General features: G+C 40.1%; 16 protein-coding genes. 5 read left to right on the plus strand and 11 right to left on the minus strand.

The features are described 5' to 3' along the window. The first annotated feature begins 47 nt into the window (after positions 1–47). Positions 48–1,514, plus strand: coding sequence for a cytochrome-c peroxidase (locus Q1A31_RS10250; protein WP_299876014.1), 1,467 nt, complete (start codon positions 48–50; stop codon positions 1,512–1,514). 94 nt (positions 1,515–1,608) lie between these two features. Here Q1A31_RS10250 and tsaD read toward each other — a convergent pair whose 3' ends face one another. Both tsaD and Q1A31_RS10260 read right to left on the minus strand, forming a co-directional pair. Continuing rightward, positions 1,609–2,613, minus strand: coding sequence for a tRNA (adenosine(37)-N6)-threonylcarbamoyltransferase complex transferase subunit TsaD (gene tsaD / locus Q1A31_RS10255; protein ID WP_299876016.1), 1,005 nt, complete (start codon positions 2,611–2,613; stop codon positions 1,609–1,611). 133 nt (positions 2,614–2,746) lie between these two features. Further along, on the minus strand, positions 2,747–4,084 hold the full coding sequence (locus Q1A31_RS10260) for a DEAD/DEAH box helicase (RefSeq protein WP_299876018.1): 1,338 nt from the start codon (positions 4,082–4,084) through the stop codon (positions 2,747–2,749). Between the two features lie 166 nt (positions 4,085–4,250). On the opposite strand from Q1A31_RS10260, the gene Q1A31_RS10265 reads away from it, so the two are divergent. Then, positions 4,251–4,694, plus strand: coding sequence for a YaiI/YqxD family protein (locus Q1A31_RS10265; RefSeq protein WP_299876020.1), 444 nt, complete (start codon positions 4,251–4,253; stop codon positions 4,692–4,694). Here the strand turns inward: Q1A31_RS10265 and Q1A31_RS10270 are convergent. The 4 genes from Q1A31_RS10270 to Q1A31_RS10285 form a co-directional block, all read right to left on the minus strand. Then, positions 4,609–5,673: a M23 family metallopeptidase gene (locus Q1A31_RS10270; RefSeq protein ID WP_299876022.1), complete on the minus strand. Its 1,065-nt coding sequence runs from the start codon at positions 5,671–5,673 to the stop codon at positions 4,609–4,611. The two genes, Q1A31_RS10265 and Q1A31_RS10270, sit on opposite strands and share 86 nt — an antisense overlap. Positions 5,674–5,803: 130 nt before the next feature. Then, positions 5,804–6,571, minus strand: coding sequence for a sulfite exporter TauE/SafE family protein (locus Q1A31_RS10275; protein WP_299876024.1), 768 nt, complete (start codon positions 6,569–6,571; stop codon positions 5,804–5,806). Between the two features lie 79 nt (positions 6,572–6,650). Then, positions 6,651–7,064: a hypothetical protein gene (locus Q1A31_RS10280; RefSeq protein WP_299876026.1), complete on the minus strand. Its 414-nt coding sequence runs from the start codon at positions 7,062–7,064 to the stop codon at positions 6,651–6,653. Between the two features lie 122 nt (positions 7,065–7,186). Beyond that, positions 7,187–8,029 (minus strand): SDR family NAD(P)-dependent oxidoreductase, encoded by an 843-nt coding sequence (locus Q1A31_RS10285; RefSeq protein WP_299876028.1) that lies wholly within the window; start codon positions 8,027–8,029, stop codon positions 7,187–7,189. Positions 8,030–8,270: 241 nt separating this feature from the next. On the opposite strand from Q1A31_RS10285, the gene Q1A31_RS10290 reads away from it, so the two are divergent. After that, positions 8,271–8,822 carry an alpha/beta hydrolase gene (locus Q1A31_RS10290; protein ID WP_299876030.1) on the plus strand — a complete coding sequence of 184 codons (552 nt, stop codon included), beginning with the start codon at positions 8,271–8,273 and terminating at the stop codon, positions 8,820–8,822. A 181-nt stretch (positions 8,823–9,003) separates the two neighbouring features. On the opposite strand, the gene Q1A31_RS10295 is transcribed toward Q1A31_RS10290, so the two are convergent. The 5 genes from Q1A31_RS10295 to Q1A31_RS10315 form a co-directional block, all read right to left on the minus strand. After that, the gene (locus tag Q1A31_RS10295) at positions 9,004–9,420 is read right to left on the minus strand and encodes a hypothetical protein (protein ID WP_299876032.1); all 417 of its coding nucleotides are present in this window, start codon (positions 9,418–9,420) and stop codon (positions 9,004–9,006) included. A gap of 129 nt (positions 9,421–9,549) precedes the next feature. After that, on the minus strand, positions 9,550–11,214 hold the full coding sequence (gene creD, locus Q1A31_RS10300; protein ID WP_299876034.1) for a cell envelope integrity protein CreD: 1,665 nt from the start codon (positions 11,212–11,214) through the stop codon (positions 9,550–9,552). A 208-nt stretch (positions 11,215–11,422) separates the two neighbouring features. Continuing rightward, complete coding sequence (locus Q1A31_RS10305) at positions 11,423–11,662, minus strand: TIGR02647 family protein (RefSeq protein WP_299876036.1); 240 nt, start codon at positions 11,660–11,662, stop codon at positions 11,423–11,425. Between the two features lie 134 nt (positions 11,663–11,796). Then, positions 11,797–15,090 (minus strand): efflux RND transporter permease subunit, encoded by a 3,294-nt coding sequence (locus Q1A31_RS10310; protein ID WP_299876038.1) that lies wholly within the window; start codon positions 15,088–15,090, stop codon positions 11,797–11,799. Then, a complete protein-coding gene (locus Q1A31_RS10315; protein ID WP_299876040.1) occupies positions 15,083–16,282 on the minus strand; it encodes an efflux RND transporter periplasmic adaptor subunit in 1,200 nt (399 codons plus the stop codon). Before Q1A31_RS10315 ends, Q1A31_RS10310 begins: the two co-directional genes overlap by 8 nt. A gap of 113 nt (positions 16,283–16,395) precedes the next feature. Here Q1A31_RS10315 and Q1A31_RS10320 point away from each other — a divergent pair, with 113 nt between their 5' ends. Next, entirely contained in the window at positions 16,396–16,872 is a 477-nt protein-coding gene (locus Q1A31_RS10320) for a DUF4124 domain-containing protein (protein ID WP_299876042.1), read from the plus strand. Positions 16,873–17,189: 317 nt separating this feature from the next. Then, entirely contained in the window at positions 17,190–18,902 is a 1,713-nt protein-coding gene (locus tag Q1A31_RS10325; protein ID WP_299876044.1) for a proline--tRNA ligase, read from the plus strand. Positions 18,903–19,162: the final 260 nt, after the last annotated feature.

Here is a 19,162-nt window from a genome sequence, read left to right on the forward strand (position 1 = left end):
TAATATAGTTTTAAAAATAAACCCCAACTAATCTTTAAGTCATTACAATGAAAGTGATAACAAAAGTTCTGATTGCAAAATCGGCTTTTATATCTTCAATTCTAGCTACTGGTATATTATCAATTGCTATGACTGAAGACGTACAAGCGACTCAATCTTCAAACACGTCATCAAGCATCCAGCCTGCTGATAGCCAATTAGATCTCGATTTATCTTCTTTGATAGCCCGTTACAAACTGACTGGCACACCAAAATCTGATCATCCATTACCCAATATTGAAAGCCCTAAGGCCCAACTTGGGATGAAATTATTCTATTCAAAAACCCTTGGTGGAGATAACACAACCGCCTGCGCTAGCTGCCATCACCCTATGCTAGGTGGTGGTGATGATTTATCCCTTTCTATCGGTGTTGACTCAAAGAACCCGGATATTCTGGGCTCTGATCGGAAATTAATCGGTAAAAAACACGCTGAAGTCCCAAGAAATGCGCCAACGACCTTTAATGTCGCTTTCTGGAAGAAGGTATTGTTTCACGATATGAGAATTGAACGTGTCGGTAAGTATGATATTCATACACCCGATATGAGCTATCCAAAACCTGATGCACTTGCTGGAGAGACTCTGGTACAGGCTCAGGCACGCTTCCCTATCACTTCCGTTGAAGAGATGCGTGGTGGTTATTTAAACGATTCGCATAATCAAACATTAAGAAGAGCTCTCGCATCAAGACTGCAGGAAAACTGGCTGGAAGAATTTAGAAAAGGTTTTGAAGAACCTAATGGTAATGTAGAAGATTTAATCACCGAGCAAAACTATTCAGAAGCAATTGCAGATTACGAACGCTCTCAAGTATTGGTTAATAACCCCTGGAAAGCCTATGTTGAAGGTGACAAACAAGCTCTTTCAGCTTCAGCCAAAAAAGGTGCGTGGCTATTTTATACGGATCAAAAAGACGGCGGCGCAGGCTGTGCATCCTGCCATTCAGGTGATTTCTTTACTGATGAAAAAGCCTACAATACTGGAATGCCGCAAATAGGTGCAGGAAAACAGAATGGAGCAACCGGTAATAATGACTACGGATGTAGTTTAATCACTAAGAATCCAAAAGATAAATTCCGCTTCCGTACTCCATCACTGCTTAATGTAGAAATGACCGGTCCGTGGGGACATGACGGCGCTTATACTTCACTGGAAGCCATTACAAGACATATGCTTTCACCGGTAGAATCTGCTAAAAAATATCAAACCAAACAACTCAAACAAAAATCTATCGATATTCGATTTGTTAAAGAAAACACCTTAGAAGCCATTGAAGAAGGCTTAGACTTAAAAGCAAAACCAAATCTGGCTGAGAAAGATGTAACAAACCTGGTTAGCTTTTTAAAAGCATTGACTGACCCTTGTACTAAAGACCGTGCCTGTATGTCTAAATGGATTCCTAAAGCCGGTGACAACGATCCAGATGGACAAATGTTACATGCGATAAATGCCAAGACTGGTAGACCATTGTAATAATATTAGACGTTTATTGAGCTAGTGGAATAACAACTCTTATTAGAAAGTCACCCCCCTACTTACAGCCGTTTTTTCTAGTGTTTACTTAAACCTAAATAGCACTTAGCTCTTCTAATGACCAACGTGGCTTAGGCTGTATTTCCGCTGGTTCTGTTTCTCCTGCTTTCAAACGCAAGGCTCCAGCAAAGGCAATCATTGCGCCATTGTCGGTACAATATTGCATCGGTGGAAAGAACACATCTGCGGGTAACTCTTGCAGTTTTTCTCTCAAACGCTTGTTTGCGCCAACACCACCAGCGATGACTAATCGTTTTGCTTCCGCTGCTTTCAAAGCGCGTTTACATTTAATGAATAAGGTATCAACAACCGCTTCCTGAAACGCGTGGGCTATATTTGCTTTATCCTGTTCAGTCTTGGTCGATTTATTCCAGGTCGTTAAAGCAAATGTTTTCAAGCCACTATAACTAAAATCTAAACCACCTTGGCGTATCATTGGGCGTGGAAAGTCATACGCTCCGGGCTCACCTTGTTCAGCTAATGCTGCAAGTACTGGTCCACCGGGATAACCTAATCCCAACATTTTAGCGGTTTTATCAAATGCTTCACCAACAGCATCATCTAAAGACTCTCCCATAATCTTGTAATCACCGATGGCTTTTACTTCCACCAGCATGGTGTGACCACCAGATACCAGTAAGGCGACAAAAGGAAAGTCTATGGTTTGGCTTTCATCGAGCATTGGCGCTAGTAAATGACCTTCCATGTGATGTACGCCAACTGCTGGAATACCTAAACCCCATGCAAGCGAACGACCAATAGAAGCGCCCACCATAAGTGCCCCAATCAAACCTGGACCTCTGGTATAAGCAATGCCATCTATGTCTTTAAATGTAAGATTAGCTTGTTCTAGTGCGGCTTTTATTAATGGCGTGGTTTTTTGAATATGATCGCGCGAGGCTAGCTCTGGGACAACCCCACCGTATTCGGCATGTAAAGCGATTTGAGAATACAATTGATCTGCGATTAAACCCTTGTCGGTATCGTAAATTGCGATTCCCGTTTCATCACAGGATGATTCAATGCCTAATACTTTCATATACTTATCTTTTATTCTTTACCAAAATTAACAACCCATTCTATAGATAGAATGGGGTTTAAAAATGACTTTTCACGCTGTTTTTTCTTTAGCTAGGATAGACTATAAAATCAAACTAGCATTGACCTAAATTTTACTTGTTGCCACTACTCTTATTATTACCTTGAGCTTTTTGCCCACCGCCGCTGCTATTGCCACGATTATTGCTTCGGCTATTAGGACTTTTATTAGCGTTATTTCGATTTCTGTAATTGGTTTTCTTATTAGGTCGACCAGTACCACCCCCCGGCTTTCGGGCAGGTTTTTGCTGATCGTTCAGTGATGTTACAGGAACATCATGATCAGGCTCAAAACCATCGATTAACTTACGCTCTAATAAACGACCAATTAATTTTTCAATATCTCTAAGCTGTTTGATCTCATCAGCACTCACTAATGATACCGCCTGGCCTACTTCTCCGGCACGTCCTGTACGCCCGATTCTATGCACATAATCCTCAGGAACATTTGGTAGGTCGAAGTTAACAACTTGAGGTAATTGATTGATATCTATACCTCTAGCGGCGATATCTGTTGCTACCAGCACTCTGACATTACCCTTTTTAAATGCTGCTAATGCTTTTGTTCTAGCACCTTGGCTTTTATTACCGTGAATTGCTACCGCAGTAATCTGATTTTTTTCTAACTGTCGTGTAAGTCGATCAGCACCGTGTTTGGTGCGTGAAAAAACTAATACTTGCTCCCATTTATTGTCATGTATCAGGTGAGCCAATAGTTCTGACTTCTGCTTTTTATCGACAGGACAGATCCATTGCTTAACCGTATCAGCCGTTGTGTTTCTTGGTGTTACTGAAATCTCAACCGGATCATTCACCAATGTTTTTGCTAATTTACGAATTTCATTCGAGAACGTAGCAGAGAATAATAGGTTTTGTCTTTGGCTTGGTAAGTGATAAATGATTTTACGGATATCGTGGATGAAACCCATATCCAACATACGATCGGCTTCATCAAGTACCAGAATTTCTAAATCATCAAATTTCACTGCTTTTTGCTGATGCAAGTCCAGTAATCGTCCTGGTGTAGCGACAAGAATATCTGTGCCACGTTGCAGACGTTTTATCTGTGGATTAATTTTCACTCCACCAAAAACTACTGTAGAGGTCAATTTCAAATGTTTGCCGTAAGCTTCAACACTTTCTTGAATCTGTGCTGCTAACTCGCGCGTTGGTGTGATAATTAAGGTTCTCACCTGCTTATCTCTAGGTGGCTTACCTTTTCTGAGTAATTCTAGAATCGGTAAGGTAAAACCTGCTGTTTTACCGGTACCCGTCTGCGCTGCAGCCATTAGATCTCTGCCTTTTAATACAGCAGGAATAGCTTGTGCTTGAATCGGTGATGGTTCGGTATAACCTTTTCGTGTCAATGCTTTTAGGATGTCTTCTGACAATCCTAGGTCTTCAAATTTCATGATAGTCTCTTAATCTCGTTATTGTGTTCTTTTATTATTTTCAAGGAGAAAGATGATCAAAGAACACTGCACAGTAATTGCATTACTGTTAATCGCGGGAGGTTACAGCATAAGCAAGCATAGTGCTATGATAATCAGATTTTAAAGGCTTGAATGAGCAACAATTATGAAAATCTGGGTCGATGCGGACGCATGTCCAACTCCTATCAAAGAAATAATCTTTAGAGTAGCGACTCGTAAAGAAATACTAACAACGTTAATCGCCAATCATGGATTGCGAATTCCGCCTTCACCGTTTATTAAATTCTCTCAAGTGCCATCAGGGTTTGATGTCGCCGACAACGAAATTGTTGAACGATTAGAAAAAGGTGATTTAGTAATTACTCAAGACATTCCACTAGCCGCAGAAGTCATTGAAAAAGGTGCTGTAGCACTGAATCCACGTGGTGAGTTATATACGACAGAAAATATCAAAGAACGCCTGAATATGCGCGACTTTATGGAAACTTTGAGATCGAGCGGAATTAATTCGTCTGGCCCGGCACCACTAAACCATAAAGACCGTCAAAACTTTGCAAATAGTCTTGATAGGTTGCTTCATCAAAATTAGCCACTAATTTACTGTCATCTGATGCTTTAGCGTACTGTCGTATAATCGGTTTTGAAGCCACAGTCGCTTTACCAGCAAGGAATATGCGTGGATCAACTTCAGTCTCATTAAGCGCTACTTCTAAATGCAGATGCGGCCCTGTTGAAACGCCAGTACTACCCACTAATCCGATGACATCCGCAGGCGTTACCTTCTGACCGACTTCTACCAAAATTTCTTTTAAATGTGAATATCGGGTAAGAACGGTATTACCGTGTTTTATTTCAATATTATTACCATAGCCTGCTTTTCTACCAGCGAACACTACCGTGCCTTCTCCCATCGCCTGGACTTTAGTACCAGCCTGCGCAGCAATATCAATACCAGAATGCATTCTCATATTACCGTGTATGGGATGTTTACGCATACCAAAACCCGAAGATAAGGAACCATCTTTGACAGGAAAATTACTGATCTTAATCACAGAAGTAGCAAGTGTAGAACGTTTAGTTTTTGTTAGTGCTGTTGAGACTTCACTGTCATCTTTTTCGACATTGTCTAAAAATATTAGCTGATTATTTTTTTCAGCTTCATCTATTTCATCATTTATTGCTTCAACTTCAGCTACATTTGAAACCGCATGTTGCTGATGCTTTAAATGGTTAACAGATTCTAACGGTACATATTCATTTGAATGAAAATCTTCAACTTCAGAAGTTATTGCTTGAGCTTTTACATGAGTTAGCACTTGAGCTTTTGATTTAGCTTCTGTTTGAATATTTGCTTGATGAACGTCGGATGTTTGAACGTCTGAAACGTGATCAGTTGATAAAATTTCTGTCGATTCGTTTTGACCAGTTTTCAAATTAATCGCAAATATGGTAGCAATTGAGACAACCAGACTTGATATCAATATTAATGAGTGTTTAGACACACCGTTTGTTACAACGCCGTTACTACTCTCTCTACTACTCACTCTTTCACAATTAAGAATATGCATACTTATTTCGCAGGGGTATAGGTTTTTCGAATATTAGCATATACTGTTATGGGTATTCAATAAGCCATTTGGGTAGTAAATGCTAGGTCACCCCCCTACTTATAAGGGCTTTTTTATAATTATGAATGGTCTAAAAGACGAGAACCTTAATTAAGCCGATAATTGATAGGCAAGATAGTGCAATCAACACTATTCGCTTCAAGGCCTTTTCTGAAAGAATGATAAAAAGTTTAGAACCATAAATGATCCCGATCAACATGGGCAAGATCAAAATAGCAGTGGTATAGAATATTTCTTGATTCAACAGACCATTAAAATAAGCCGAAACAAAAAAGGTAGGTTCCACAATAAAGAAATAGACCACTGCTGTGGCACGTATCGTTCTCACAGGAAAACTGGAACTGGTTAATATCGATGCCAGAAATATTCCGCCAATTGCCGCCATGCCATCGTATAAGCCGGCGAATAAACCTGCGGCGTTTAAACGTAGTTGCGTCACAGGCTTTTTAAAGGTAAATCGCGATAAGCTAAAAATGACGATAAACAATAGGTATACACTGATCAACACTTGGTGAATGGCAGGGTTTAGATTCGCCAACAATAACACGCCAATAATATTACCAATGATTGCCGTGATAGCGAGTGCTTTGAGTATCTTGAAATCCACATCCAGTTTTACGTTTCTAAGCATAAATAGAGAGGCAATAATTTCCATCAAGATAACCATCACCACGATGTATTTCACTTCGAGCCAAAAGCTAGTACTGGCAACAACCAAAGCAGAAAAGCCAAACCCAATGCAGCCACGAACGATCGCAGCTAAAAACACAACGGCAGCCAGCAGCGCTAATTGTGAGTAGCTATCAACGAATAAGTATTCAGCAAGCGCAGAAAACATAATGTCAGTTAAACAACATTAGAATTTGATTATTTTCAAGAGAGTAGATTCGTTTGATTCGTTGAAAAGATGAGTCAATCTATGTATGACAGATTGGAGAGTCATCAGGATTTTCGACACTACTGACTATGGTTTCAACAAAGGTATTGAATTCATCCATAGAAATTGCACCAAGCATTCGATTCATAATATCCGGGTCAACTTGTGCAACCGTTTGTTTGCCCCCTGCCAGTTGAATATAGATGCCAGCCGCATTCGTTTCGGTGTCAGAATCTTCCATATTTTCTTCGAGCAGTTTCTGATCTTCAGGAGCTAATAATTCGTGATAATCATCGAGCTCATCCCATAAATCATCTTCGATATCTTCAGGCGTTTTTATAACAATGCTATCCAGCATTGGGTCGATATATTCTTCCCATTCGAGTGATTTTTTATTTAAAAAAGCGATAAATTTATCTGCTATTTCACGATTAAAAAATAAATATTCCAACATTTCACATCACCCTTTTACATCTACTATAACTATTAAAAACTATCTAACTGTTGTATTTAACTAGCTGTTTTTTGTTTAGCATTCCGTCTTGAGTATTTTTTAATGCCCGTATACAACTGAAATTAATCGTTGAGTTCGCCACCGGCAAATTTCAGTATGAATTTATCCATCCATTTAGTCGGCAATATGCGCTTCAACCCACCCATAATATAGGTCGGCTTGGTAACGTAATAATGCGCCTGTGGATTATCTTTTTCCAGTGCATGAATCACTTTTTCTAACACTGCTTCAGGTGGAAGCGTGAATGAATCGGTATTACCTTCTTTCTCCAGTCGTTGCAGTGTTTTGCGATAGCGATCTCGATGAACGCTGGCTTCCATATCCACATTCGCTTTCAACGCCAATAAAGCATTAGGGCGAAAACGACTTTCGATAGGCCCAGGTTCAATCAATGATACTTTGATATTGGTATCCGAAAGCTCCAACCGTAAGGTATCTGCAAAACCTTCAATAGCATACTTACTGGCGTTATACGCACCACGAAACGGCAGTGAAACCAAGCCTAATACTGAACTATTAAATATGACTCGACCGCGATTATTCTGGCGCATCATCACCAGTAAACGATTATTCAATTCCATCCAACCAAACACATTGGCAGCAAATTGTTTTTCCAGGGTTTCACGAGTCAAGTCTTCAACCGCACCGGGTTGCCCATAAGCACCATTATGAAACACCGCATACAAATTGGTGCCTACCAACAGCATCAACTCATTAGCCAAGTCCTGAACACTTTCAGAATCAGCATAATCCAGTTGCAGACATTTAAAGCCTTCAGAGATTAAACGTTTTACGTCTTCATCCTTTCTCGCCGTTACATAAACGTTATAATCACGCGCCATTAAACCCTTCGCCACGTGATAACCAATGCCGCTTGAGCAGCCTGTAATAAGTATTGTTTCCATGGCGCAATCGTAACAACTAAAAGAGTAAAACACACCCCTCTACTTGCTTTATTAGGCTCACCAAGAGACAAGAAAGTACGCAGGGTTACGCGAAGCGTGACGCAGTGTTGGTTGAAACTAAGATCATTCCATTTTAAATTCCCTACACTATAGGCAGATTAATTAATCACCCCCTTACTTACCGCCATTTTTTTATTAAAATAATGGTACTGTCAGTCTACAAAACATCAGCTCGCTTAATATGAAAACGCAAACAAAAATTTTAACCCTCCCCGGATATCTAGGGTCTGATGAAGGCCATTGGCAAACGATTTGGGAGCAACAATTAGACAACATAGAACGCGTCCAACAAAACGACTGGGAATTCCCACAGTTGTCAGAGTGGTTGAAAACGTTAAATTCTCAAATACAGAATTCAGATAACAATATCGTTTTAGTGAGTCATAGCCTAGGCTGTTCTCTGATTAATCATTGGGCTGCTAACTACCAATCAGAAAAGGTCATTGGTGCATTAATGGTTGCGCCAGCGGATATCGAATCAGATCAGCACACACCTGAAGTGCTTCGAAACTTCGCGCCCATGCCAATTCAAAACCTCCCGTTTCCGAGTATTGTTGTGACTAGTGATAATGATCCTTATGTGTCTTTGTCACGTGCTCAGTATTTTGCAGATTGCTGGGGCAGCCGCTTTATTAACTATGGTCCATACGGACATTTAAATGCTGAGTCTGGACTTGGAAATTGGGAATATGGTAAGGAGTTAATTGAACAATTAATTAACACTCAAAATTAATAAATTAGGTCACCCCCCTACTTTAAGTGACTTTTCATTTCGTTGTTTGAAATGACTAAAGGAACTTATGCTTTGCGAAGTGACTTTTCATTTCGTTACTTGAAATGACTAAAGGAACTTATGCTTTGCGAAGTGACTTTTCATTTCGTTATTTGAAATGACCAGAGGAACTTATGCAGAGCTAGGCATATTTTCTAATTTGATGAAATGCTTCTTTGATACTGCCTTCATAATACCAAACCAACCCACACATGCCATATATAGAAAGCGAAGCTAAAAAGTTAACATCTCTCATTAATGCTAGTGCGACAGGATCTACGAAATACCAGTAAATAGAGTAACAACCATCAACACAAAACCATGTTATAAAAAGCATCAACGGTAATTTTGACCACTGCCTTTCTGACAAAACATGCATACTCCATGAAGCTGATAAATAGCTTAATGTCGCCATTATAATACTGATCGGGATATCCCAGTCAGGCGCTTGATAGTAAAATGAGCCAATGATTAATAGTATTAATCCAATAGCGAAGGTAAATAATTTCCAAGGTCTTTTGTACTCTTCAAACAACTTGTTTAAATTATTATTTGTCATTTTAATCTCCTTTTGTTGATTTGTTTGTATTTAATAAAAAGTACCCCGAATACGAAACCGTATATCGGGGCAAATGCTTGGGGTTAAGCGTTAAAGAAAACCTATTTTTATGTTGTAGCTATGTAGCAACTATGTAGTAGCTATATTGGTGTTAGTCGGCAAAACGATGTTGTCAGGTGCTTCTCTCTTACTATCGTTATCGACATTATCTATTGGATAACCCTTATCATTAACATCTGGGTTATTGTCCGATCCGGTATCAACGTCTCTACCAATATTACGAGTTAACACCATTAACACTGCGAGTATGACCAGGAGTAATACCGTTCCTGCCAGAAGCGCGTAGTCTTCTAGTTTGAGTAAGGAATACAACAAGGTATATAAACCAGCCAATAACACCGTAATAATAATGGTTCGTTTTATGTTCCTTATCGCTGCATAGGCATAGAGACTGATCATAATGATGATGATTCCTGCGGCTGATATATAGGCATTGAAGAAACCTGCATGTTCTGCCATTGATAATAATGTTAGATAGAAGATAGAAAGCGCCAGTCCAATCACGCCGTATTGAACGATATGTAAACGACGGCCAATTCCCATTTCGAAGATCAAAAAGGTGATGTAGGTTAAGGTAAAAAACAACATGCCGTATTTAATCGCACGGGTGATCTGTGAATACAGTGATACCGATTCAAATAAATTCACACCGGCTTTAAATTCATTCACATTGAATTGCTGTTTTTCTAAGGTCCATAGTTGTGGGTAGTTACGCGCAAGGTTTGGCACTGACCATGTCGCTTCAAAACCATCATCACTCACTTCATGCTTGTTTGGTAATACGCTTCCCTGAAAACTCGGATGTGGCCAGTCAGATACGATTTCTACATCAGTGGTTTTACCAAAAGGCGTAAAGTAAAAGCCCTGGCTGCCATTTATATTGAGGTTTAGCTGGAATGGGTATTTTGACTCTGGATCAACTGTCGAGTCACTGGCAGAAGCACTCAGTAAAGACAAATCAATAGGAGCATGAAAGCCACTGGCAATGGTATTCACCACTTTGGTACCCGGTTCGAAATCTATCGTTTTCTGATTATTCCAGTTAAGTCCGGATACTTTATTAATCGCCTGAGTATCGGATATACCTAAAGCCAGCCATGAGCGATTCCAGTGAATTTCATCAATATTATTTGAGAGACTGCTGATATCAGGTCGCAGAAAATCGCCTGTCACATTCAAATCAGCGGTATAGACTAATGATTCATATAGGCTGCGTTTACGCGTTTCACCATTGAGCCTCACACTAATATTTAAATCATCCGGCAAGACAATCGCAGTACGTTGTTTGTAGATGGTTTTATTGACTTTACGCTCATAACCATCTTTATCTGTTTTAACTTCTTCGGTAATAAACTTTTCGGTATACGGTATAAATAATGCCGGACCTTGCAAGTTTTGCTGCTGTCCCCAGGTACTCGCTATATCATTCAGTACACCTCGGTAAAGGTTACTTCGTTCGCGAACGACATCACTAACCAGACTCAACGGTATCGTCATCAAACCAATTAAAACGGCAATTAGAATAAAACGAAAGACCAACGAATCGCTAATATTTTTCAGATCCGCAACATAGCGTTTCACCATATGTTGGCCGTGGGGAGTGGTTGCTCCTTCAACTATTTCTGGTGTTTTCAACAAACCGACTTTGCGTGCCATAAAAATAGCGGCGAATAAGAACAGTGCAATAATAATGACTAAGAAAATTAGTCCCATAAGACCAGCAATAATACCCATAGCGATACCTCGTTTAATAATTTAATGAATTAACGAGTACTAGCTTATTAAAGGAGTTAGTAGATAAAGTGCGGGGGTGATGAATTTGTTAAGGGGATTATGTGCAGATATTGCGTAGATAGATTATAAATAGATAAGGAATGTAAAGATTTCAAATGTGTAGCTTAGATAATTCTAAACTACACATTGGTGCTATTCAGTAAAAGATTTAATGATTAGCAACTATGAGTGTGGTTAAAGCTTGTGAATGCTCAGCCGCTTTGCGACCGATATCGGTAAGATAACCGCCATCTTTTTGAGTGATTAGTCCTTTATCATGCAATCTTTCCGCAGCAGCAACAAGCTCTGCTCTAGCATCATGATGCACTTTGATTCCATCTTGTTCATTTTTCAAATTAAACTGAGTAAGCAAATTTAATTCTTCGGTTAATTCTGGGTTGAATGGCATTATTGTGGTTCCTCTTCTTAAAATACAGATGTATAGCTATATTAAACATATAGACCTTTAATAAATTTTAAAGGTCAATTTTTTAACAGCTGTCTATTTAACAAACAAAGTTTAGCAGATTTTTCGCAAAGTATTTATGCCGATGTTCCAGTAATTAAATGTACTCGTTTGCGCAAATACATAAAATACAATAAAGGTATAACCACCAAAGTAAGAACCGTTGATACCAAAATACCAGAAATTAAAGCCACTGCCAGACCTCCAAATATTGGATCATCAATTATGAAGAACGCACCTACCATCGCAGCCGCTGCTGTCAGCATGATAGGCATTGCTCTTACTGCACTGGAATTGATAATGGCTTCATTCAAATCGACTCCTGCTCTTAACTGATCGTTAATAAAATCTACCAGCAAAATGGAGTTTCTAACGATAATACCCGCCAAAGCAATCATGCCAATCATTGAGGTTGCCGTGAATTGCTTATCTGCCAACCAATGCGCTGGCATCACACCAATCACGGTTAATGGAATTGGAGACATAATTACCAAAGGCACCACATAAGAACGGAACTGCGCCACAATCAATAAGAAGATCATGATCATGCCGACACAGTAGGCAATACCCATATCGCGGAATGTTTCAAAAGTAATTTGCCATTCGCCATCCCACTTTAATCCATAAAAATAAGGATCATCCGGTGGTGAGAAATAATATTCTTTTATGTTCTTACCATAAGCAGACACAGGAGCGTCTTTAACTCCATTAGCGATACTAAACATGCCATAAAGTGGGCTATCCGTTTCACCAGTCATATCACCTGTGACATAAACGACAGGAAGTAAATCTTTGTGATTAATTGAATGCTCACGAGTGCCTTCTTGTACATGGACCACTTCCGACATTGGAACTAAAGCCCCTTTGTTACTTCGGATCTTCAAAGACAGAATCGATTCAATCTTATCTTTATTCGCTACAGGAAACTCAATACGGATTGGCACAGCATATTTAAGATTTTTGTTGTGAATATAGGTAACGTCTTCTCCACCCAAAACCGTACTGATTGATGAAGTAATCGATTGTTGAGATACACCCAGCAATGCCGCTCTCTGACGATCTACTTTAATCACCAAGCGCTCTTGATTCGCTTCAACACTATCATCGATATCAGAAATATCTTTGGTAGATTCGAATACTTTACGCACCTTAGCTGCAATTTCGATTTGACCTTCGTGATCTAAACCATAAATCTCTGCAACTAATGGAGCTTGAACCGGAGGCCCTGGTGGCACTTCAACTACTTTGACATTCGCATTATGCTTTTTAGCTTTTTCCTGCAAAGCTATTCTTACTGCTAACGCAATATCGTGACTTTTACGCTCACGTTCATGCTTATCTATTAGGTTTACCTGAATATCACCGACGTTTGATCCTTTTCTCAAATAATACTGGCGAACTAGCCCATTGAAGTTAATTGGGGCTGCGGTACCCGTGTAAATTTGATAATCGCTAATTTCTTCAACGTTATCTAATTCCGTTGATAAATCGTTGAGAACTCGAGAGGTTTGTTCTAGCGTTGTACCTTCTGGCATATCCACCACAATCTGGAATTCAGATTTATTATCAAACGGTAACATCTTGAGAACAACTTTCTGGAATGGGAACGCCAACGACAATGAAATCGCGATCAGTATCGGAATAAACACAAATAAAAGTGTAAAGCGTTTCCACCCCCCACCTTTGGCGCGTAAAAATGGACTTAATATAAAGTGAAAGAATTTGTGAGATTTAGTTTCGCCTTCATCGTCTTTGTGATGACTGAAATCAACTTTCGCGAGCACTTTATTAGTCATCCATGGTGTAACAATGTATGCAACACCCAATGACAACAACATGCCAATACTGGCATTGATCGGGATTGGACTCATATAAGGTCCCATCAAGCCGCTTACAAATGCCATAGGAAGCAATGCAGCGATTACTGCAAAGGTAGCAAGGATAGTTGGACCACCTACTTCATCAACCGCAATAGGAATGACATCCACTAGTTTTTTGCCACCCAACACCATATGACGGTGAATATTTTCAACCACCACAATGGCATCGTCGACCAGAATACCTATGGAGAAGATCAATGCGAATAAAGATACGCGGTTTAGCGTAAAACCCCACGCCCAGGATGCAAATAGAGTTAAAGCCAATGTAATAACAACCGCTGTACCCACAATAAAGGCTTCACGATAACCCAAAGCAAGCCAGATCAGTGCTGCTACGGCTAGCGTTTCAATGATCAATTTATTAATAAGTTTGTCTGATTTGGCTTTGGCGGTATCGCCATAATTGCGTGTAACAGTGACATTGACTCCTTCCGGAATAAAAGTACCTTTGAGTTGTTCGATACGCTTGATGACATTATTAGACACCGAAACGGCATTAATACTAGGTTGCTTGGCAATCGCAATGGTCACAGCGGGTGACTTAACCCCATTCTTTAAGCCTTTGTGTGAAGCACCTTTCGCGGTAGAAAACGACACATAGGTTTCTGGAGAGTCAGCGCCGTGTCTAATGGTAGCAACATCTTTTAAATAAACAGGACTGCCATCAAACACGCCTACAACCAAATCACCAATTTCATCTTCACTGCTTAAGAAAGTTCCGGCAACGACTTGAACTTCAGTATTATTATTAACCACAGAAACCGCATCTTTTGCTGAGTTACTTGCTGCTAAGGTATTTCGTAAATCATCCAGAGATATATTAAATCCAGCTATTTTGGCGCTATCTAACAACACATGAACCACGCGTTTAGATGAACCTACAGTGTAAACATCACGCGTTCCAGGTACTCGCTTAAGTTCGGATTCGATCGCATGGGCGACCTGAGATAACTCAAATCCACCCTTGCTTTCATCTTCGGTCCAGAGCGTTAATGAGACAATGGGTACATCGTCAATGCCCTTGGGTTTAATCAAGGGCTGACCTACACCTAAATTTTGCGGTAACCAGTCCTGATTAGAGGCAATCTTATTGTAGAGCCTGACTAATGCATCAGTTCGATCGATACCCACTTTATACTGAATGGTCAGCATCGACATGCCAGGCATTGAGGTAGAATAGATATGCTTTAAACCGGTAATTTCAGAAAGCACCTGCTCTGCTGGGGTACTAACCAGATTCTCGACCTCTTCCGCACTTGCTCCCGGAAAAGCGATAAAGATATTGGCAAAGGTAACATTGATTTGTGGGTCTTCCTCACGAGGGGTCACCATCACAGCAAAAACGCCTAATAAAAGACCAACCAATGCAATCAAAGGAGTAATTTCAGTTAATAGAAACGTCTTGGCTATTCTTCCTGAAATACCCAATTTCTGATTACTGCCTTTTTCATCAGCTTTAGAGTTATTTGAGGAGTTTGATGAATCAGTCATGAGAGGCTTCCTCAATAAGCTTCTGTTGATGCGTTTTCAGCAATAAAGCAGCATGTACAGGATCGATAGCAACAATCTCACCTGAATCCAAGCCCGCTAAAATACGCACTTTACCTTCAGGAGTTTGTCGACCTACTTTTACCTGACGTAGTGTCGGTATACCTTTTTCATCGACAACATAAACACCTGTGACCTCACTGCGATAAGCGATTGAAGACTCAGGTACTACCAAACGTTTTTCACTACCTACGTTAAACCCTATCTTTACATATACTCCGGGAAATAAACCCTGCGGAGCAGATTCTAACGATGCGCGAACCTTAAATGCATTTGTAGTTGCATCAGCATATGGAAATATGGTTAATTTTTTTACCGCGATACCTGTCTTATCATCGTCGATATAAACTCTGGCAGATTTGTTTTTCCTTACTGCTAAAATTAAACGTTGAGGAACATTGGTTACCACACGAATCTCTTGTAAAGAAATACCCGTCATAATAGGAGTACCCGCACTAACTACCTCTCCAAGCTCCACCAGCCTATCTGTAACGATTCCACTATAGGGAGCCATAACTTCCGTGTAACCTAATTGCTCTCCTGCTTTTGCTAAACCTGCCTGAGCCGATGATAAATTGGATCTGGCTGCATTGGTTTTTGCTTTTGCTGCATTTAGATTTGCCTTTGCTGATTCAACGCGTGCCAAAGTAGACTTCATTGCGGCTTCCGCTTGATCATACTGAGATCGCGCTATAATGCGTTTATCATATAAGCCTTTTACCCGGTTGAACTCAGCTCGTGCTGCGGCATAGTTGGCTGTTGCCTCTTTGATGGCGGCCTCGGCTTGCACCACAGCCGCAGTTGCACTACTAATAGAAGCTCTTGATTCGCTTACAGCAGCCTGTGCTTGTCGCAATCCCGACTTCTGATTTTCAGATGAGATACGTGCAATTAATGCCCCTTTCTCAACATAATCACCAACGTCGTAAGATAATTTACTGATGACTCCACCTGTTTGCGATGACACTGTACTCTTATTTACAGCCTCTATTTGACCATCAAGCATTTGGTAATCAACCACGACTTCTTCTACTGCCACAGCGGTGATTAGCGGAGAAATCTCTGCTTTTCCGATTAAAGGTAGCGCCAAAACGACGGAAATACCCATCAATATAAGTTTATGAGGACGACTCATGCTAAAATGCCTGTATATAAAAATTATAATAGCCAAGTTTAACAAGCTATATTAGATTTGTCTAATATAGTATAACCAGAATTAAATTTAGTCTTCTCGATAGGCACATAAAAATGATAAAAATAATTAAATTAGCCAGTATTACAACCATAATTCCAGCTCTCTTTATTCTTTCTGTTAATACACAGGCAGAAATATATAAGTGGGTCGATGAAAATGGCGGTGTTCATTACACTGCTCAACCACCTGTTCATAAAAAGAAACGGGTAAAAGCTAAAAATATCGAAGATGAAATTAGAGCGGCTGCTGGAAAGTATCGTCCTCCTGCAAATTCTGCGGTATCTAAGAAAGAAGATGGTACTGACGCTGAAAAAGAAACAGTTAACGGTGAAGAGCTATCAGGTCCAGATAAAAAACTCATTAGTTATTGTACAAATCAGAAGAAAAATCTAGAACAATTAAAGAAAAACTTCCGTAATGTGTGGATTGATGTGAAAGGCAAGAAAACCACTCTGGATCAGGAACAAAGAAAAGAAAAAGTAGCCTACTTGCAACAAAGAATTGCAGAAGACTGTAAAGAAGTTAAATAAGGTAAATAACTGTTCTAATTCTCTGTAAAAGGATATTAGAGGTCACCCCCCTACTTTTAAGCACTTTTTTTAAAAAGCCCGTTAATTAAACGGGCTTTTTAATGTCTGCTAGAACAGCACATTAATGTAAATTTTTTTTATTAATATAATAAAACTAATAATCATTCAGTTATAACTAAAAACAAGTCCATAAAAATTGGCTGATTTGATTTCTTTCATAGCCTTTGAGTGAAAGATCACCTTATTAGAGAAATAGTACTTGTGCTCAAGCCCGCAAGGACTAAAATTGAGCGCTTTGATAATAACCAAGCTATTTCATGAAAGTATCTCATTTCCCAATTTCCACCCTTCGCGAAACGCCTGCCGATGCAGAAATTAAAAGTCACCAGTTAATGCTGAAAGCCGGCATGATCAAACGTGTCTCATCAGGTCTATATACCTGGGCGCCCTTTGGCCTCAAGGTAATGCGTAAAGTTGAAGAAATCGTTCGTGATGAACTCAATAAAGCGGGTTTAGTAGAATTACTCATGCCAACGGTACAACCGGCAGAACTATGGCAAGAATCTGGTCGATGGGAACAGTTTGGCCCTGAATTACTGCGCATGAACGACAGAAAAGGTGCTGAGTTCTGTTACGGCCCAACGCACGAAGAAATTATCACTGACTACGCTCGTAAGGAGCTGAAGAGTTATAAAGAACTTCCTGTGACTTATTATCAGATTCAAACAAAATTCCGTGATGAGGTTCGTCCTCGTTTTGGGGTAATGCGCTCACGTGAGTTCATCATGAAAGACGCTTATTCATTCCATACTACACAGGAATCTTTACAAGAAACTTACGATCAAATTCATGCGGCTTATTCACGCATTTTTGAACGCATGGGATTAACCTTCAGACCTGTTCTTGCAGACTCTGGCGCTATTGGTGGCAGTACTTCACACGAATTCCATGTGTTGGCTGATTCTGGTGAAGATGCGATAGCATTCTCTGATGAAAGTGATTACGCAGCTAATATCGAACTCGCAGTGGCTCTTCCACCTAAAGGTGAGCGCCCTGCGCCGACTGAAGAAATGCAAACGGTTGATACACCGGATTCTCACACGATTGATGCGGTATCTGCATTCTTGAATAAACCCACAGACTCTTCCATCAAGACATTAATTGTTGAAGGTGAAGAAGAAGACGAAGTCGTTGCTATTCTGATGCAAGGCAATGATCAGTTAAACGAACTAAAAGCCGAGAAAATTGACGGCATTGGTTCACCGTTAACACCAGCTACAGAAGAACAACTGCTTCAGGCTGTTGGCTGTAATGCTGGTTCTATCGGCCCAGTTGGTCTAAAGATCAAAATCTTTGCTGATCATGCCGTTAAGAACATGGCTGATTTTGTCTGTGGTGCGAATGTCGATGATAAACATCACATCGGCGTAAACTGGGGACGCGATTTACCAGAGCCCGAGTATGTCGATGTACGTAACGTTGTAGAAGGCGATCCTAGCCCTGACGGAAAAGGCACGCTCAGCATTCTTCGCGGTATAGAAGTTGGTCATATATTCCAGCTTGGTACAAAATACTCAGAAGCGATGAATGCTTCGGTATTAGGTGAAAACGGCAAACCGACTATTATGACTATGGGTTGTTACGGCATTGGTATTACACGTGTTGTCGCAGCAAGTATTGAACAAAGTCATGATGATAACGGCATTATCTGGCCAGCAGCATTAGCCCCTTTCCAGCTAAGCATTGTGCCTATTAATTACAATAAATCGGAAGACGTGAAAGCAGAAGCCGATGCCTTGTATGAAGAGTTGATTGCAGCCGGTTACGATGTATTACTGGATGATCGTAATATGCGCCCAGGTGCAATGTTCGCCGATCACGAACTGATTGGTATCCCACATCGCATCGTTATTTCTGATCGTGGTTTGAAAGAAGGACAGGTTGAGTTTAAATCTCGTACAGATGACGACGCAAATGATGTTCAACGTGCTGATATCATGCAGTTTGTTGCGGATAAGTTAAAAGCCTAAATACAAGACAAAGTGGCTTGTCTTGGCTCACCAAGAGCCAGACAAGTCCATCGTAGATTTCGTAAGAAATCGTCGATGCACAATGCTAAATCTGGTTTAGTAGCTTTTATAACTACTTAAGTCACCCCCCTACTTTGAGGCCTTTTTTATATAAACAATAATTACTTTTGTTTGTTTGCTTGTTTGTTTGTTTGTTTGTTTGTTTGTTTGTTTGTTTGTTTGTTTGTTTGTTTGTTTGTTTGTTTGTTTGTTTGTTTGTT

The organism is uncultured Cocleimonas sp., from assembly GCF_947495625.1.
GTDB lineage: Bacteria > Pseudomonadota > Gammaproteobacteria > Thiotrichales > Thiotrichaceae > Cocleimonas.

Excerpts from the sequence above, each read along its gene's own strand:
- Q1A31_RS10250 (WP_299876014.1), top strand. The coding sequence starts at position 48 with ATGAAAGTGATAACAAAAGTTCTGATTGCAAAATCGGCTTTTATATCT.
- tsaD (WP_299876016.1), bottom strand. The coding sequence starts at position 2,613 with ATGAAAGTATTAGGCATTGAATCATCCTGTGATGAAACGGGAATCGCA.
- Q1A31_RS10260 (WP_299876018.1), bottom strand. The coding sequence starts at position 4,084 with ATGAAATTTGAAGACCTAGGATTGTCAGAAGACATCCTAAAAGCATTG.
- Q1A31_RS10265 (WP_299876020.1), top strand. The coding sequence starts at position 4,251 with ATGAAAATCTGGGTCGATGCGGACGCATGTCCAACTCCTATCAAAGAA.
- Q1A31_RS10270 (WP_299876022.1), bottom strand. The coding sequence starts at position 5,673 with ATGCATATTCTTAATTGTGAAAGAGTGAGTAGTAGAGAGAGTAGTAAC.
- Q1A31_RS10275 (WP_299876024.1), bottom strand. The coding sequence starts at position 6,571 with ATGTTTTCTGCGCTTGCTGAATACTTATTCGTTGATAGCTACTCACAA.
- Q1A31_RS10280 (WP_299876026.1), bottom strand. The coding sequence starts at position 7,064 with ATGTTGGAATATTTATTTTTTAATCGTGAAATAGCAGATAAATTTATC.
- Q1A31_RS10285 (WP_299876028.1), bottom strand. The coding sequence starts at position 8,029 with ATGGAAACAATACTTATTACAGGCTGCTCAAGCGGCATTGGTTATCAC.
- Q1A31_RS10290 (WP_299876030.1), top strand. The coding sequence starts at position 8,271 with ATGAAAACGCAAACAAAAATTTTAACCCTCCCCGGATATCTAGGGTCT.
- Q1A31_RS10295 (WP_299876032.1), bottom strand. The coding sequence starts at position 9,420 with ATGACAAATAATAATTTAAACAAGTTGTTTGAAGAGTACAAAAGACCT.
- creD (WP_299876034.1), bottom strand. The coding sequence starts at position 11,214 with ATGGGTATTATTGCTGGTCTTATGGGACTAATTTTCTTAGTCATTATT.
- Q1A31_RS10305 (WP_299876036.1), bottom strand. The coding sequence starts at position 11,662 with ATGCCATTCAACCCAGAATTAACCGAAGAATTAAATTTGCTTACTCAG.
- Q1A31_RS10310 (WP_299876038.1), bottom strand. The coding sequence starts at position 15,090 with ATGACTGATTCATCAAACTCCTCAAATAACTCTAAAGCTGATGAAAAA.
- Q1A31_RS10315 (WP_299876040.1), bottom strand. The coding sequence starts at position 16,282 with ATGAGTCGTCCTCATAAACTTATATTGATGGGTATTTCCGTCGTTTTG.
- Q1A31_RS10320 (WP_299876042.1), top strand. The coding sequence starts at position 16,396 with ATGATAAAAATAATTAAATTAGCCAGTATTACAACCATAATTCCAGCT.
- Q1A31_RS10325 (WP_299876044.1), top strand. The coding sequence starts at position 17,190 with ATGAAAGTATCTCATTTCCCAATTTCCACCCTTCGCGAAACGCCTGCC.